The 14324-nt window shown below is 72.4% G+C and carries 13 protein-coding genes and 1 rRNA gene; 4 read left to right on the top strand and 10 right to left on the bottom strand.

Annotation, left to right across the window (positions count from 1 at the left end):
- Positions 1-241: 241 nt before the first annotated feature.
- Entirely contained in the window at positions 242-1366 is a 1125-nt protein-coding gene (locus ACEZDE_RS23360; RefSeq protein ID WP_380539028.1) for a nitric oxide synthase oxygenase, read from the bottom strand.
- A 92-nt stretch (positions 1367-1458) separates the two neighbouring features.
- Positions 1459-2550: a ribonuclease BN gene (locus ACEZDE_RS23355; RefSeq protein ID WP_380539025.1), complete on the bottom strand. Its 1092-nt coding sequence runs from the start codon at positions 2548-2550 to the stop codon at positions 1459-1461.
- 117 nt (positions 2551-2667) lie between these two features.
- Between ACEZDE_RS23355 and ACEZDE_RS23350 the strand changes: the two genes are divergently transcribed.
- Positions 2668-3438: a DeoR/GlpR family DNA-binding transcription regulator gene (locus ACEZDE_RS23350; RefSeq protein ID WP_380539022.1), complete on the top strand. Its 771-nt coding sequence runs from the start codon at positions 2668-2670 to the stop codon at positions 3436-3438.
- 194 nt (positions 3439-3632) lie between these two features.
- Here ACEZDE_RS23350 and ACEZDE_RS23345 read toward each other — a convergent pair whose 3' ends face one another.
- The 7 genes from ACEZDE_RS23345 to ACEZDE_RS23315 all read right to left on the bottom strand — a co-directional run bounded on the left by ACEZDE_RS23345 (position 3633) and on the right by ACEZDE_RS23315 (position 9960).
- Positions 3633-4478 carry a class II fructose-bisphosphate aldolase gene (locus ACEZDE_RS23345; protein ID WP_380539019.1) on the bottom strand — a complete coding sequence of 282 codons (846 nt, stop codon included), beginning with the start codon at positions 4476-4478 and terminating at the stop codon, positions 3633-3635.
- A 64-nt stretch (positions 4479-4542) separates the two neighbouring features.
- Positions 4543-5451 (bottom strand): SIS domain-containing protein, encoded by a 909-nt coding sequence (locus ACEZDE_RS23340; protein ID WP_380539015.1) that lies wholly within the window; start codon positions 5449-5451, stop codon positions 4543-4545.
- A 142-nt stretch (positions 5452-5593) separates the two neighbouring features.
- Positions 5594-6568: a serine hydrolase gene (locus ACEZDE_RS23335; RefSeq protein ID WP_380539012.1), complete on the bottom strand. Its 975-nt coding sequence runs from the start codon at positions 6566-6568 to the stop codon at positions 5594-5596.
- A 95-nt stretch (positions 6569-6663) separates the two neighbouring features.
- Positions 6664-7302 (bottom strand): LysE family translocator, encoded by a 639-nt coding sequence (locus ACEZDE_RS23330; RefSeq protein WP_380539009.1) that lies wholly within the window; start codon positions 7300-7302, stop codon positions 6664-6666.
- 38 nt (positions 7303-7340) lie between these two features.
- Positions 7341-7967, bottom strand: a complete 627-nt coding sequence (locus ACEZDE_RS23325) for a copper chaperone PCu(A)C (RefSeq protein WP_380539006.1) — start codon at positions 7965-7967, stop codon at positions 7341-7343.
- A gap of 6 nt (positions 7968-7973) precedes the next feature.
- Positions 7974-8711, bottom strand: coding sequence for a hypothetical protein (locus ACEZDE_RS23320; protein WP_380539003.1), 738 nt, complete (start codon positions 8709-8711; stop codon positions 7974-7976).
- 175 nt (positions 8712-8886) lie between these two features.
- Positions 8887-9960: a cation diffusion facilitator family transporter gene (locus ACEZDE_RS23315; RefSeq protein ID WP_380539000.1), complete on the bottom strand. Its 1074-nt coding sequence runs from the start codon at positions 9958-9960 to the stop codon at positions 8887-8889.
- Between the two features lie 188 nt (positions 9961-10148).
- Between ACEZDE_RS23315 and ACEZDE_RS23310 the strand changes: the two genes are divergently transcribed.
- The gene (locus ACEZDE_RS23310; RefSeq protein ID WP_380538997.1) at positions 10149-10904 is read left to right on the top strand and encodes an SIR2 family NAD-dependent protein deacylase; all 756 of its coding nucleotides are present in this window, start codon (positions 10149-10151) and stop codon (positions 10902-10904) included.
- Here the strand turns inward: ACEZDE_RS23310 and ACEZDE_RS23305 are convergent.
- Positions 10894-12324 (bottom strand): MFS transporter, encoded by a 1431-nt coding sequence (locus tag ACEZDE_RS23305; protein ID WP_380538994.1) that lies wholly within the window; start codon positions 12322-12324, stop codon positions 10894-10896. The genes ACEZDE_RS23310 and ACEZDE_RS23305 overlap by 11 nt on opposite strands.
- A gap of 190 nt (positions 12325-12514) precedes the next feature.
- On the opposite strand from ACEZDE_RS23305, the gene ACEZDE_RS23300 reads away from it, so the two are divergent.
- Both ACEZDE_RS23300 and ACEZDE_RS23295 read left to right on the top strand, forming a co-directional pair.
- The gene (locus tag ACEZDE_RS23300) at positions 12515-13840 is read left to right on the top strand and encodes a DUF6986 family protein (RefSeq protein ID WP_380538991.1); all 1326 of its coding nucleotides are present in this window, start codon (positions 12515-12517) and stop codon (positions 13838-13840) included.
- A 386-nt stretch (positions 13841-14226) separates the two neighbouring features.
- Positions 14227-14324 (top strand): 16S ribosomal RNA (locus ACEZDE_RS23295); the annotation flags it as partial.

Below are 14324 nucleotides of genomic sequence, written 5' to 3'. Positions count from 1 at the left end.
TCGCAACCGCAGGGGTAGTTCTACGCCGGAAGGATCGGAGCGTCAACGCCCTGGTCCGGATGCGTTGTGAGACCGTGATCTGCTAGCCGTGCCGGGTGCCGCACGCCCTGATTGCTCATGTCCGAACCACCGGATGCCAAACAAGATCGAACGTGTTGCCTCAAGAAGCACCAAGGGCGGGTGCCCGGCGCGCTGTTCGCGCCGCACACCCGCCCCTACCTGCGCGCCCTGCCCGTCCGGCTCAGTCGAGCGGCGCCCAGGGGTCCTCCGGCAGCCGCCGCAGCAGAGCCGGACCCGGGCTCGCGTCCGGGGCGTCGTAGTAGCGGTGGAACACCGGCGTGGCCGAGCCGGACAGCGGCGGCACGATCCAGCTCCAGTCCGCCGGGACCGGACGGCCGTGCCGCCGCTCCCGCTCGATGTGCGCCAGGAAGCGGGCCGACTCGGTGTGGTGGTCCGCCATGGTCACCCCGTCCTGCTGGAAGGAGTGCAGCACCGCCAGGTTCAGTTCCACCAGCGCCCGGTCCCGCCACAGGCTGCGGTCGCTGGCGGTGTCCAGGTCGAACAGCGCCGCGACCGCGGGCAGCAGGTCGTAGCGGTCGGCGTCGCCCAGGTTCCGCGAGCCGATCTCGGTCCCCATGTACCAGCCGTTGAACGGCGCCGCCGGGTAGTCCACCCCGCCGATCCGCAGCGTCATGTCCGACACCGCGGGGACGGCGTACCAGCGCAGGCCCAGCGCGGCGAAGCCGGGGTGCTCGGGGTGCCGCAGCGGCACCTGCAGCACCGCGTCCTCCGGGAGCGGGTACCAGTCCGGCGCGCGGTCCGGCGCCGACTGCACCAGCAGCGGCAGCACGTCGAACTCCTCCTTGTCGCCCTTCCAGCCCGACTCCTGTGCCAGCGCCGCGCGTTTCGCGCTCAGCGGGTCGTCCGCGTAGCGCACCAGCTGCTCGCTCAGCAGTCGGGCGGCCGGGCGGTCCGGCCGGTCCGGGGCGAACACGCTGACCAGCGGCCGGATCCGGCCCCCGTTGGTGGCGGTCCGCAGGTGCTGGACGCACTCGTCGGCGATGTCGTCCGGATGCCGCAGGTGCCGCAGGTCGCGCACCACCAGGCTGCGCCAGTACAGCCGCCCGATGCAGCGCGCGGCGTTGCGCCAGGCGACCCGGGCCCCGAACGCCAGCTCCTCGGTGGTGTGCTCGTACGTCCCGTACGACTCCACCGCGCGGCGCACCTCGCGCAGACGCCGGTCCGGATCCCCGGCGGTCTGCGGGTTCTCCGCGGCGAACTGACGGATGAACGATTCTGCTGCCGCCAGGGTGGAGCCCGGCGCGGGTCGCCTGCGGCGGGCTAGAGCGGTCCGTTGAAATATCACGTGGATTCTTCCCTCCCGCCCCATGGGTACCCCAGGTGACGGAACGGGCGCGGAGAGTACCCGGATCTTCCCGCGCGGACGGGGAGGACCGGCTAAGATCCGGCGCGGTCCGGGGCGGGGCCGGCGGGGCCCGCGGGATCGGCGGGGCCGGCGGGGCCGGTGGGGCCGGCGGGATCGGCATTCGGTCCGGAGGTGTTCGCAGCCGGTCCGGTGGTGTCCGTGGCGGGCTGGGGCGGGCGGTCCTGTCGAGGGGCCGGGCCGGCGGGGCCCTGCTCGCGCAGTACCGGGCCGAGCCAGTGGGAGACCGGGGGCTCGGTGGCGACCACCTGGCCCAGGCTGATGCTGCCGACGACCGCGGCGCAGATGACGATCAGCCAGGACAGCAGCGTGAAGACCGGTCCGAGGCCGCCGAACTTGTTCTGGCTGTTGTTGATGGCGATCGGCATGTAGATCTTGGCGGTCAGGCTCAGCGCCGTCATCGCCACGGCGCCGAGCAGCGCGCCGGGAAGCAGCGGCAGCCAGCGGGCCCGCGCGCCGAGCAGCAGGTGCTGGGTCCACCACCACTCCAGCACGCCCGCCGCGAAGGAGAGCGGGATGCCGAGCCACAGCCCCGCCCCGAACCCGGTCCGCAGCGGCTGCTGCGCGATCATGATCAGGATCCAGGAGCAGACCCAGATGAACCAGCGCCAGGCCGCGATCCTGGTACCCGACTTGGGCAGCTCCCAGGACCGCTCGCAGAGCCGCTGCAGCACCCGGGCGCAGACCGTCGCCGACGCCAGCGCCACCAGCACCCCGATCACCCCCGTGGTCTGCACGAAGGAGTCGTTCCCGCCCTGGTAGACGGACTGCAGCTGGTCCAGCGGCGCCCCGGACAGGCCGAACACCTCGCGCAGCGAGTCCACCAGCTGGTTCCGGACGCCCTGCGGGGCGAACGCGGCGACCACGAACAGCAGCGGGAGGGCGGTCAGGAAGATCTGCGCGGCCAGCCGGGTCGCCACGTCCAGGATGTTGATCCGCACCAGTTGGGCCGCGAACCGGGTGATCACCGGCAGCCGCTGCTCCGCGGTCGCCCGCAGTCGCAGCAGGGTGGCCGGAAGCTCGTTGAGGCGCTGCCGCAGCCCCCGCGGCAGCGATTGCTGCGGCGACTGCGGGGGCTGCGGTCGGGGTCCGGTCGGCTGCGTCACCGCCCAAGCCTGCGGCAGCGGGCCGTTCGCCCGGGGGAGGTGCGGCGGAGTGTCGCAAACCTGGACGGACCGGGCGGCCCGCCCACCGCGGGGCGCTGCTCGCCGTACACTCCTGGCATGCTCAAAGCCGACCGGATCGCGCGCATCCTGGACCACGTCGCCTCCGCGGGGAGCGCGGACGTGCACCAGCTCAGCGCGCTGCTCGGGGTCTCCGGTGCGACCGTCCGGCGCGACCTGCAACTGCTGGACGAACAGGGCCTGCTGCAGCGCACGCACGGCGGCGCGGTCACCGGGTCGGTCAACCTGGAGCTGCCGCTGCGGCACAGGACCGGCCGTCGGCAGGCGGAGAAGCGCCGGATCGCACTGGCCGCGGCGGCGCTGGTCCCGGACGGCGCGGTGGTCGGGCTGACCGGGGGCACGACCGTCACCGAACTGGCCCGCGCGCTCTGCGAGGGCCGCGCGGGCGAGCGCGGGCTGACCGTGGTGACCAACGCGGTCAACATCGCGGCGGATCTGATCGTCCGTCCGGAGATCCGGCTGCTGGTCGTCGGCGGGACCGCGCGCAGCGCCAGCTACGCGCTGGTCGGCCCGGCCGCGGAGCGGATGCTGACGCAGTACCACCTGGACCTGGCGTTCATCGGGGTGGACGGCCTCACCGCGACCGAGGGCTGCACCACCTACGACGAGATGGAGGCCGCCACCGACCTGGCCTTCCTCCGCGCGGCCGGCCGCAGTGTGGTCGTGTCCGACAGCAGCAAGGTCGGCAGGACCACCTTCGCCGGGATCTGCCCGCTGGCCGCGGTCGACGACTTCGTCACCGACGACGCGCTGACCGAGGAGCAGGAGAAGACCATCACCGACGCGGGCGTCCGGGTGACCCGCGCCTGAGCGGGGGCCCGGGGCGGGGCCCGGGGCCGGGGTGCGCGGAGTACGGGGCCGGGTAACGCCGCGGGTCGGCGGTGCCTCAGGCCGGAAACGCCGCAGACCGCTGGCGCCGCGGAGCGGGTCCGGCACAGGCCGGGTGCGCCGCAGGCTGCCGATGCCGCGCGTGGGGTGGTCGCGGGTCAGGTGCGGGCCGCAGGTCAGCGGGGTGTCGGTGCGCCGAGTATCCGCAGGAGCCGGGACACCTCGGTGGCGACTGCCTCCCTCGCCGGGGCGAGCCAGCGGCGGGGGTCGACCAGGGTCGGGTCCGCGGCCAGCGCCTCCCGGACCGCCTCGGTGTAGAGGCGGTTGAGGTGGGTCGCGATGTTGACCTTGCGCATCCCGGCTGCGACCGCCGCGGTCAGCGTCCGGTCCGGGACCCCGGACGAGCCGTGCAGCACCAGCGGCACCGGGACGGCCGCGCGCAGCGCGGCGATCAGCGGCAGGTCCAGCGCGGCCTGACGGACGGTCATCGCGTGCGAGGAGCCGACCGCGACCGCCAGCGCGTCCACGCCCGTCGCGGAGACGAACGCGGCGGCCTCGGCCGGGTCGGTCCGCACGCCGGGCGTGTGCGCGCCGTCCTTGCCGCCGATCTCGCCCAGCTCCGCCTCGACCAGCAGCCCGCGGTCGTGGCACCAGGCGGTGACCTCCCGGGTGCTGCGGACGTTCTCGTCCCACGGCAGCCGGGAGCCGTCGTACATCACCGAGCCGAAGCCGCACTCCGCCGCCTCCCGGATCAGCGCGAACCCGGTTGCGTGGTCCAGGTGCAGCGCGGCCGGGACCTCCGCCGCCTCCGCCGCCGCCCGTGCTGCCGCGGCCACCGGCGCCAGGCCGCCGTGGTAGCTGACCGCGTTCTCGCTGATCTGCAGGATCACCGGCGCACCGGCGCGGGCCGCGCCGGACAGGATCGCCTCGGCGTGCTCGATCTGGATCACATTGAACGCGCCCGCGGCGAAGCCGCCCCGTTCGGCGGTCCCGAGTATCTCTGCGGTGGGGGTGAGCGGCATGGCTGGGGTTCCTCCCGGCGGTGGTCGAACGGTCGGCGGGGCGGGTCGGGGCCCGGACGGGCCGTCAGCGGCCGGCGGACGGGCCGTCCAGCACCACCGAGCGGGACAGGTGCTGCGGGTTGTCCACGTCCCGGCCCAGCCGCTCGGCCAGTGCCGCGCCGAGCCGCTGCACCCGCACCAGCTCGGCCATCGGGTCCAGCGTCCGCTGCTCCAGATGGGCGCCGGTCACCGCGATCTGCTCGGCCAGGCCCTCCGGCAGGTCGCCCAGGCTCCACACCGCGCGGCCGGGACGGGCCACGCTGATCGGGCCGTGCCGGTACTCCATCGCCGGGTGCGCCTCGGTCCACCAGGCCGCCGTCTCCCGGACCTTGAGCGCCGCCTCGCGGGCCAGGCCGTAGCTCCAGCCGCGGCCGAGGAAGCTGATCTGCTCGGCCTCCAGCAGCTCGGACGGCAGCTCGGCGGCGACCGCCGCCGAGCCGTCGGCGAGCACGCCGTCCAGCTTCTCGCCGAGCTGCGCGCGGAGCAGCAGCAGCTGGGTGGTGGGGAAACGGGTCTGCACCACCGAGTGCTCGTCGGCGAAGTCGAGCACGACCAGGTCCTCGGCCAGGTCGGCGACCGGGGTGATCGGGTCGGCGGTGATCACGGTGGTCCTGGTCTGCCCCTGGACCTGTGCCAGCAGCTCCAGCACCTCGCTGGTGGTGCCGGAGCGGGTGAGCGCGAGCACCCGGTCGTAGCGCCGGACGAAGCCGTCGCCGAGCGGGGCCTCGGAGGCGGCGAAGGCGTCGGTCTCGCCGAGCCCGGCGGACTCCCGCAGCGCGGCGTACGACTGCGCCATGAACCAGGACGTTCCGCAGCCGACCACGGCCACCCGCTCGCCGTGCCGGGGGAGCAGCGGGGCGAACTCGCCCAGCCGGTCCAGCGCCTGCTGCCAGCAGTCGGGCTGCGAGGCGATCTCTTCTGCGGTCCAGGTCATGGTCGGCTCCCCACCGGTGATGATTGAAGTTGCGCAGACCAATCGAGGACTGAGCAGAAATGAGCATACATGTGCACCTCGAAGCACGGAACACCCCGCCCGGAGTCCCGGACGGGGTGCACGGACGGTGCGGGCACGCCCGCTACGGCTGCCCCGGAACGTTCGCGAACGGTGCCGAGCCGTCCGACAGTTGCGGCAGCACCCCGGTCGCCGCGCGGACGGTGGCGGTGGCGGTGGCAGGGGCGGTCGCGGGCGCGCCCAGGTCGCGGTTCAGCACCCCGGTGATCCGCTGCAGGGTGTCGATCCCGTACTGCATGGTCTTGTCGTTGTCGGAGAGCACCGCCATCAGGTAGTCCCGGCCGCCGCCGGTGACCGCGCCGATGCTGTGCACCCGCCAGGCCCGGGTGGCCCGCGGCAGCCAGCCGTTCTTGTTGGACACCAGCGAACCGCTCGGCGCCCGGTACGGCACGCCCCACCGCTGCGACGGGATGACCTGCGACATCAGCGTCAGCGCATAGGCCCGCGAGGCCGCCGACAGCACCGCGTGGTTGTTGGTGAAGGTGTTCAGCAGCTTCACCTCGTCGTGCGCGTTGATCTGGGTCAGACCCCAGTACGGGCCGGAGCCCGGCACCGTGCTGGTCATCCCGGCCAGCTTCAGATAGGCCGCGAAGCGGGTGCGGCCGATACTGTTCCACAGGTTGGTGGCGGCGGTGTTGTCCGAGTGGGTGATCATCAGCTTGAGGTTGGAGACCTCCCAGGAGGTCAGCTTCCGGTGCTGGTCCTGGGCCCGGCGGAGCACGGCTCCCATGATGGTCGCCTTCACCACGCTCGCCGAGTCGAAGTGCCGGAAGGCGTTGACCGAGCAGAAGACCCCGGTGTTGATGTCCCAGGCGTAGAGCCCCACCGTGGACGAGCGCCCGGCCAGAGCGGCCTTGACATCGCTCGCGATCTTGGCGGCGAGGGCCGGATGGGACGTCGACGCGCAGAGCGGGGCGGCGGCGGCCCGGGCCGGGGCCGCGGCGGCGAGCGGGAGCAGGGCGGCCAGTGCTGCGCTGCCGAGGGCGGAGGCGACGAGCCGCCGGGACCGGCTGCTGCGGGGCGGAGCCAGTGGAGCCATCTGTGGTCCTCTCGATGGGAACTGACGTTCAGTCTGGAGCCGGTTCGGGCCCCGACAGCGCAGACTTCCCGGAAACCGGTTCGGTTCCTCGCCCGTCAGTCCTTGCGGCCGGTCACCGCGACCGCCACACCGAGGCCGATCATCGCCAGCCCGCCGGTGCCGCCGACCACGGCCAGGCGCCTCGGGGAGCGGGCGAACCAGGAGCGGGCGGTCGAGGCGGCCAGCCCCCAGGTGCTGTCCGAGACCAGCGCGATCAGCGTGAACACCAGCCCCAGCAGCATCAACTGCCCGGTCACGTCCCCCGCCTGGCGGTTCACGAACTGCGGCAGCACCGCGGCGAAGAACACCGTGGTCTTGGGGTTCGCCACGCCGACCGCGAACCCCTCCCCGAGCGTCCGCAGGCTGCCGCGCTCCGGTGCGGACGTGCCGAACGCCTCCTGCAGCGCCTGCCGCTGCCGGAACGCCTTGACCCCGAGGAACACCAGATAGGCCGCGCCCACCAGCTTCAGCGCGGTGAACGCCAGCACCGATCGGGCCACCAGCGGCCCGATCCCGAGGGCCACCGCGAGCACCAGGACGTAGGCGCCGACGGTGTTGCCCAGCACCGACAGCAGCGCGGTCCGCCGACCGTGCGCCAGCGCCCGTCCCACCACGAACAGCACACTGGGGCCGGGGATGACGATCAGCAGCAGGGACATGGCCGCGAACGCGGCAAGACGGTCGGCGGAGACCACGGAACCCCCCGGGGCGGTGACGTGTGCGAGCGGGTGCGCTACTGCGGCGGGAGCCGGTCCATGTGCTTCATCGCGTTCATCACGTCCAGCACGGTCAGGCTGCTGGCCGGGCCGACCGGGGCGAACACGTACACCGTCCCCGAACTGGCGAAGTTCAGGTCGAGCTGGATGGTGTCGCCGACCTTGGGGACCCGGTTCAGGTCCGACAGCGCCAACCGGTCCGCGCCGGCCTTCAGCGTCACCGAGCCGTGCGCCGGGACGGTGATCCAGGGCACCCCGGCGTTGGAGGAACCGCTCACCACGCTGATCGTCTTCGCCCACGGGCTGGACGCGCCGACCAGGCGGTCCGGCGTCCCGCCGTTGTTGCGGATGGTCACATAGGCGTAGACCGGTCCGCCGCTGCTCGCGGGCGGATCGAGATGCGCGTCGGTCATGCCGATCAGCGCGGGCGACGGCGCCGCCGCGGCGGCCTGCTCGGGGGCGTTGCGGCCCCAGAGCAGCAGCACCACGGCCAGCGCCACCAGCACCGGCGCCTGGACCATCAGCAGCCGCCGGAGCCGCGGCAACCCACCCCTGCGCCGGTTCCGCGCCTCCAGGGCGGCGGCCTCCTGCTCGAGGGCGAGAAGCTCGCGCTCCTCCTCGGCCTGCTGCCGGTCGGGGTCCATGGCGGCCTAGTACCCCGACGGCCAGGTGAAGTCCTTGTACGGGGTGTCGGTGCCCACGTCCAACTGGATCTTCTTGAACTCGGTCAGCTCGATCGTGCGCGGGTCGCCGGTGAACTTCTTGCCGTCCACGTACACCGTGACCGCGCCCTTGGCCGGGCCGACCTGGGTGGTGCTCAGCGGCTGGCCCCAGACGTCGAAGAAGTTGCCCAGCGTGTACTGCCGCTTGGTCGGCGACTCGACGTGGATGACGCCGGTCTCGTCATGGGTGTGCAGGTAGTAGAACGCCGAGCCGCCGCCGACGAACGGGCTGCCGTTGGCGTCGTTGGTCAGGCTGTACGGCGGCCTGATGCCGATGCCGTAGGGGAGGTTCTTCTGCGTGCCGTTGACGTAGATCTGCAGGTGCGAGTGGATGTGGTAGGCCAGGGCCTCCATCTGGTCGGCCTTGACCACACCGTCCACGGTTCCGCCGGTGGCCTGGTGCGCCGTGCTGGCGAGGATGCTTGTGCTCTTGTCGATCGACGGGTCCGACGCCTGCTTGGCCGCCGCGGCCTTCTGGTTGGAGCTGTTCTGGCTGCTGATCGCGAAGGCGGCGGCCGTTCCGGCTCCACCGATGACAACCACGCCGGCCACGATCCAGGCGATCATCACATTGCGCTGGCGCCGCGCGTCGGCCTTCCGCTGCTCGGCGATGCGCTGCTGGGCTATGCGACGCCGCTCGGCGTTCGACGGCTTGTTCTGTGTCATCGGTCCTCAGTTGCTTCCGGCCAGGCCTTGATCGACCACTGGAACGGCTGTACGTCCCTGCGCGGTCACGTTAGTAGCTGGTCTCGCAAGTGTGCAGGCAGCAGGCAGGTCGATGATCTTACTTTGGTATGAAATGTCCGATATCAAGAGGTAACAGGTTGATAACGGCGTCGGTCTACGCATTTCCTGTGAAGCTGGCGCCGGCTCCCCGGTGCGGGCTGCCGTGGGCGTCGTTGCAGTGCGGCCGGTCCGCGGCGGCGCCGGCGCCGTCGTTCGAACCGAGCTGGTACAGCTCCGGTGTGGCATGGTCCACCTGCAGCGTGGTGTGCTCGATCCCGTGCCGCGAGCGCAGCGACGCCTCCAGCCGCCCGCGCACGGCGTGGCAGTCCAGCCCCTCCCGGACCAGGACGTGCGCGGACAGGGCCGGGTAGCCCGAGGTGATGGTCCACACATGCAGGTCGTGCACCTCCACCACGCCGCCCTCCGCGGCCAGTTCGCCGCCGATCGCGTCGGGGTCGAGCCCGGCCGGGGCCGCCTCCAGGAAGATCCGCCCGGACTCCCGGACCAGCCCGTACCCGGCGTGGAACATCAGCGCGGCGACCACCAGGGTGGCGATCGCGTCCGCCCGGTCGAAGCCGGTCAGCATGACCACCAGACCGGCCAGCGCGGTGGCGATGAAGGCCCAGGCGTCGTTCAGGATGTGCTGGTAGGCGCCCTCGACATTGAGGCTGCTGCGGTTGGCCCGCGAGATCAGCCAGGCCGCGCCGACATTGACGACGATCCCGACCAGCGCGGTGACCAGGACGATCCCGCCCTCGACGTCCGGCGGCGAGAACAGCCGGCGGATCGCCTCATAGGTGAAGATGCCGCCCAGGCCGAGCAGGGTGATCCCGTTCGCCTGCGCGGAAAGGATCTCCGCCCGCTTCAGCCCGAAGGTCAGCGCCCCCTTGGCCGGACGGGCCGCGAGGCGCATCGCCAGCAGCGCCAGCGCCAGCGACGCGGCGTCGGTGAGCATGTGCCCGGCGTCCGAGATCAGCGCCAGCGAGCGGGCCGCGATGCCCACCGCCACCTCGCCGACCATGAAGGCGGCGATCAACGCCAGCGCGGCCCGCAGATAGCGGCCGTCGGCGTCGGCGGACACGCCGTGGCTGTGGCCGGCGTGGTCGTTGCCGTGACCGGTGTGGCTGCCGCCGTGGCCGCTGTGGTCGTGCCCGGCCTCGTCGTGCAGGTGCTCCCGGGTCGTGCCCACCTGGTCCTCCTCGTTCCGTGCGGGCCATTGCGCAGGCCCTTGCACAGGCCTTGGCGCGGGCTCCCGCGCAGGGTTCCGCACAGCGTCGGGACCACCCTAGCGGAATACATGAAGAATCCTTCATGTATCGGGTGTCCCGTCACGAAATCCACTCGCCCGTGGCCGCCGCCCGCGCCTACCGTTCCTTCATGGCCACCTCCCGTCCCCTCGTCGCGGTGCTCAGCGGTGCCGGGCTCTCCACCGACTCCGGCATCCCCGACTACCGCGGCCCCAACGGGCTGTGGCGCCGTGATCCCGAGGCCGAGAAGGCGGTCACCATCGGCTCCTACCGGGCGGATCCGGCGGTGCGCCGCAAGGCCTGGCTGCTGCGGGCCGAGGCAGGGGTGCTCGACGCCCGGCCCAACCCGGCCCACCACGCGCTCGCCGAGCTGGAGCGGGCGGGCGTCCCGCTGCGCGTGCTCACCCAGAACGTCGACGGGCTGCACCAGCTCGGCGGCGTCAGCGCGCGCAAGGTGCTGGAACTCCACGGCACCGCCCGGAAGACGCAGTGCCTGGGCTGCAAGGTCGTCGGCTCGATGGCGGACGCCCTGGACCGGGTCCGCGCGGGCGAGCCCGACCCGGCCTGCTCCGCCTGCGGCGGTGTGCTCAAGCCCGCCACCGTCATGTTCGGCGAGCACCTCGACCCCGAGGTGCTGGGAAAGGCCCGCGGCATCGCGGCAGCCTGCGACCGGATGCTCGTCATCGGCACCACGCTGCGGGTCCACCCCGCGGCCGGCCTGGTGGACGTCGCGCTGGCGGCCGGGGCCGAGGTCACCATCGTCAACGCCGAGCCCACCCCGTACGACGAGCGGGCGGCGGCGGTCGTCCGCGAGCCGATCGGCACGGCCGTCCCGGCGCTGGTGCGGCGGCTGGTGGCCGAGGCCGGGGGACGGCTCAGCGCGTAGCGGCGGGGTCCGGGCCAGCGGCGACGTCCTGGCCGAGGGCGGGGTCTGCGGCGGGGCTGGGCTCTGCGGTGGGGCTCGGCTCTGCGGCGGGGCTGGGCATCGTGACGAGGCTCGGCCCCGCCGCGGGCTCTGCCGTGAGCGCTGCGTCCGCGGCCTCCGGCCCGCGCCGCGGAGTCCGTACCCGTAGCGTGCGGACCTCGCGGACCGAGAGCATCGCCAGCGTGCCGACGACGATGACGGCCGCCGCGCTGTAGAGGGCGGCTCTGGTGCCCAGCAGCAGCGCCAGCGGGCCGATCGCGATCTGCGCGACCGGGATGGCGACGAAGGAGCCGACCATGTCGTAGGAGTAGACCCGGGCCAGCCGGTCGGCTGGGATCTCCTGCTGCAGGGACATCTCCCAGGCGATGCCGAACTGTTCGATGCACACCCCGGCGATGAAGCCGGCCCCGGCGACCGCGACGGCCGGCAGGTGCAGCCCCAGCCCGAGCGGAAGCGCCACCTCCGCACCGACGCAGACCACGCCGACCAGCAGCAGCCGCTGCGGTCGCAGCCGCATCGCCAGCAGGCCGCCGACCACCATGCCCGCGGTCTCGGCGGCCAGGATCGCACCCCACCACAGGCGCCCGAAGGTCTCGTCGGCCACGGCCGGGCCGAGCACCTGGACCGACCCGCCCAACCCCGCGTTGATGAAGGCGAAGGCCACCACGACCACCCACACCCAGGTCCGGGATGCGAACTCCTGCCAGCCCTCCCGCAGCTCGGCGATCAACCCGGTCCGGGCGGGCGCGGTTGCGTCCTCCGCTCCCGCCGGGCCCTGGAGCAGCTGCTTGGGCACCCGGACCTGGAGGAACAGCGCCGCGGAGAGCAGGAAGCTCGCCGAGTCCGCCGCCAGTCCCCAGCCCGGTCCGACCGTGGCCACCAGCACGCCGCCCAGCGAGGCTCCGACGATCTGCGCCGCGTTGCCCACCATCCGGTTGAGCGCGTTGGCGGACTGCCGGAAATCCTCGGGCACGGTCTGCGGCACCAGCGCCGAGGACGCGGGCAGGGCGAAGGCCGAGAACGTCCCGTTGGCCGCGGACAGCGCCATCAGCAACGGGATGTTCGCGGAGTGGGTCAGCACCAGTGCGGCCACCGCGGCCTGGCTGCACGCGCTGAGCACCCCCGAGCCGACCATGACCAGGTGGCGCGCGAACCGGTCCGCGATCACCCCGCCGAAGAGCAGGAACACCACGTTGAACAGCGTGCGCGAACCCACCACCAGCCCGAGGTCGCTCACCGACCCGGTCATGTCCTGCACGGCGAAGGCCAGCGCGATGGGCGCCACTCCGCTGCCGAGGGTGTTGACGCCGCGTCCGGCGGCCAGGAAGCGGAATGCTGGAAACCGCAGAGGGGCGAGCGCGGAACGGTGGTCGGCAGGCATCCGCGCACTCTGGCGGCGCGGTCCGTCAGGCGTCAAACGAATATCGCACCTGACGGTCCGGCGGACCCGGCTGTCCACCGGACCCGCCCGTCCACCGCACCTCTGATGGTCGACGGTCGGCCATTGACGCCCCCGAGCGGCGCAGCTACCGTCACATCAACAAACTGTTGAAATCTTGGAGGGGTACGCGATGGGGCGTCACGACTCGGCGAACGGCGCGGGGCAGGCTGCTGCGGGCATGGGCTACGGCACCACACTGTCCAGCACAGTACGGGCCGGAGTCGAGACCGCCCTCGCCCCCGTCGACGCCGATCTCGCCGCCCGCTACCCGGGCGAGCCCAGTACCCGCCAGCCGGTCCACACCGTCTACGTCCCCGCCGACGCGCTGGACGACCTCACCGTCGGCGGACTCGTCCGCGACTGGGGCAGCGCGGCGACCGCCCTCCTTGACCAGCACGCGCCCGACGCCGCCACGCTGGCCGGCATCGTCGGCCGCCCCGCCGACCAACTGGCGGAAGAGGTGTACGACCGGGTCCGCGCCAAGCTGGTGCGCGAGCCGGTCGAGGACCTGCGGATCGACTTCGAGGACGGCTACGGCCCGCGTCCCGACGCCGAGGAGGACGCCGCCGCCGTGCGGGCCGCCCGGCTCGTCGCCGCGACGGTGGGGGACGGGAGCGCGCCACCGTACATCGGCATCCGGATGAAGTGCATGGAGGCGGCGGTCCGCAGCCGGGGCATCCGCACCCTGGACCTCTTCCTCACCGAACTGCTCGCGGCGGGCGGCGGCCGGCTTCCGGACGGGCTGGTGCTGACACTCCCCAAGGTCACCTACACCGAGCAGGTCGCCGCGATGGTGCGCCTGGTCGAGGACTTCGAGCGGGCCGCAGGCCTGCCGGACGGCCGGATCGGCTTCGAGATCCAGATCGAGACCACCCAGTCCATCCTCGGCGCCGACGGCCGCGCCACAGTCGCCCGCATGATCGAGGCGGCCGAGGGACGCGCGACCGGACTGCACTACGGCACCTTCGACTACAGCGCCTCATGCGGGGTCGGCGCGGCGTACCAGAGCATGGAGCACCCGGTCGCCGACCACGCCAAGGCGGTGATGCAGGTGGCCGCGGCCGGCACCGGCGTCCGCCTCTCCGACGGCTCGACGAACGTCATCCCGACCGGAGACGCCGAGCAGGTCCGCGGGGCCTGGCAGTTGCACCACCGCTTGGTCCGCCGGTCGCTCGAACGCGCCTACTACCAGGGTTGGGACATGCACCCCGGTCACCTTCCGACCCGTTACGCGGCGGTCTACTCCTTCTACCGGGAGGGCCTGCCGCAGGCCGCCGCCCGGCTCGCGGCCTATGTGTCGCGCTCGGCTGGGGACGTCATGGACGAGCCCGCGACGGCCAAGGCCCTCAGCAGCTACCTGCTCCGCGGCCTCGACTGCGGCGCGGTCGACCCGTCCGAGGTCGAACAGGCGACCGGCCTCGACCGCAAGCAGCTCGACGCCCTGGCCGGACGCTGACCCCAACGCTGGCCCAACGCTGGCCCCGATTTGCAGCGGGCGGCCTGCGGCGCGTAGTGTCCTTCGAGTTGCCCCGCGAGCGTGTGGGTGCAAAAAAATCCCTGATCAGATGGTGTGGCGTTGTTTTGTCATGCCGTTTATCGGGAAATCGGCGGATTTGGCTTGTGGAGCTGGAATCCGCTAAGGTTTGAAACAGAACGAAGAACGAAGCGCCCGGAGGGTCCCGGTAACGGTCCTGAAGGAAGCGTCCGTTCCTTGAGAACTCAACAGCGTGCCAAAAGTCAACGCCAAATGTTTCATTTGGCAGTAACTGTTTTACATAGCGAGGACGCAGTGCACGGGGCTGGCTATTCCGCCGGTCGCTGTGCCGCTCTTGCGTGATGACATTCACGGAGAGTTTGATCCTGGCTCAGGACGAACGCTGGCGGCGTGCTTAACACATGCAAGTCGAACGGTGAAGCCCTTCGGGGTGGATCAGTGGCGA

It is taken from the genome of Streptacidiphilus cavernicola (assembly GCF_042510955.1).
GTDB classification, from domain to species: domain Bacteria; phylum Actinomycetota; class Actinomycetes; order Streptomycetales; family Streptomycetaceae; genus Streptacidiphilus; species Streptacidiphilus cavernicola.
Note: the sequence above shows the minus strand (reverse complement) of the source record. Positions and strands in the feature narration are given on the sequence as shown.

Coding starts and splice junctions, on each gene's coding strand:
- ACEZDE_RS23340 (WP_380539015.1), bottom strand. CDS start 5,451: ATGACCTGGACCGCAGAAGAGATCGCCTCGCAGCCCGACTGCTGGCAG.
- ACEZDE_RS23305 (WP_380538994.1), bottom strand. CDS start 12,324: ATGCCTGCCGACCACCGTTCCGCGCTCGCCCCTCTGCGGTTTCCAGCA.
- ACEZDE_RS23320 (WP_380539003.1), bottom strand. CDS start 8,711: ATGACACAGAACAAGCCGTCGAACGCCGAGCGGCGTCGCATAGCCCAG.
- ACEZDE_RS23345 (WP_380539019.1), bottom strand. CDS start 4,478: ATGCCGCTCACCCCCACCGCAGAGATACTCGGGACCGCCGAACGGGGC.
- ACEZDE_RS23325 (WP_380539006.1), bottom strand. CDS start 7,967: ATGGACCCCGACCGGCAGCAGGCCGAGGAGGAGCGCGAGCTTCTCGCC.
- ACEZDE_RS23335 (WP_380539012.1), bottom strand. CDS start 6,568: ATGGCTCCACTGGCTCCGCCCCGCAGCAGCCGGTCCCGGCGGCTCGTC.
- ACEZDE_RS23310 (WP_380538997.1), top strand. CDS start 10,149: ATGGCCACCTCCCGTCCCCTCGTCGCGGTGCTCAGCGGTGCCGGGCTC.
- ACEZDE_RS23350 (WP_380539022.1), top strand. CDS start 2,668: ATGCTCAAAGCCGACCGGATCGCGCGCATCCTGGACCACGTCGCCTCC.
- ACEZDE_RS23300 (WP_380538991.1), top strand. CDS start 12,515: ATGGGGCGTCACGACTCGGCGAACGGCGCGGGGCAGGCTGCTGCGGGC.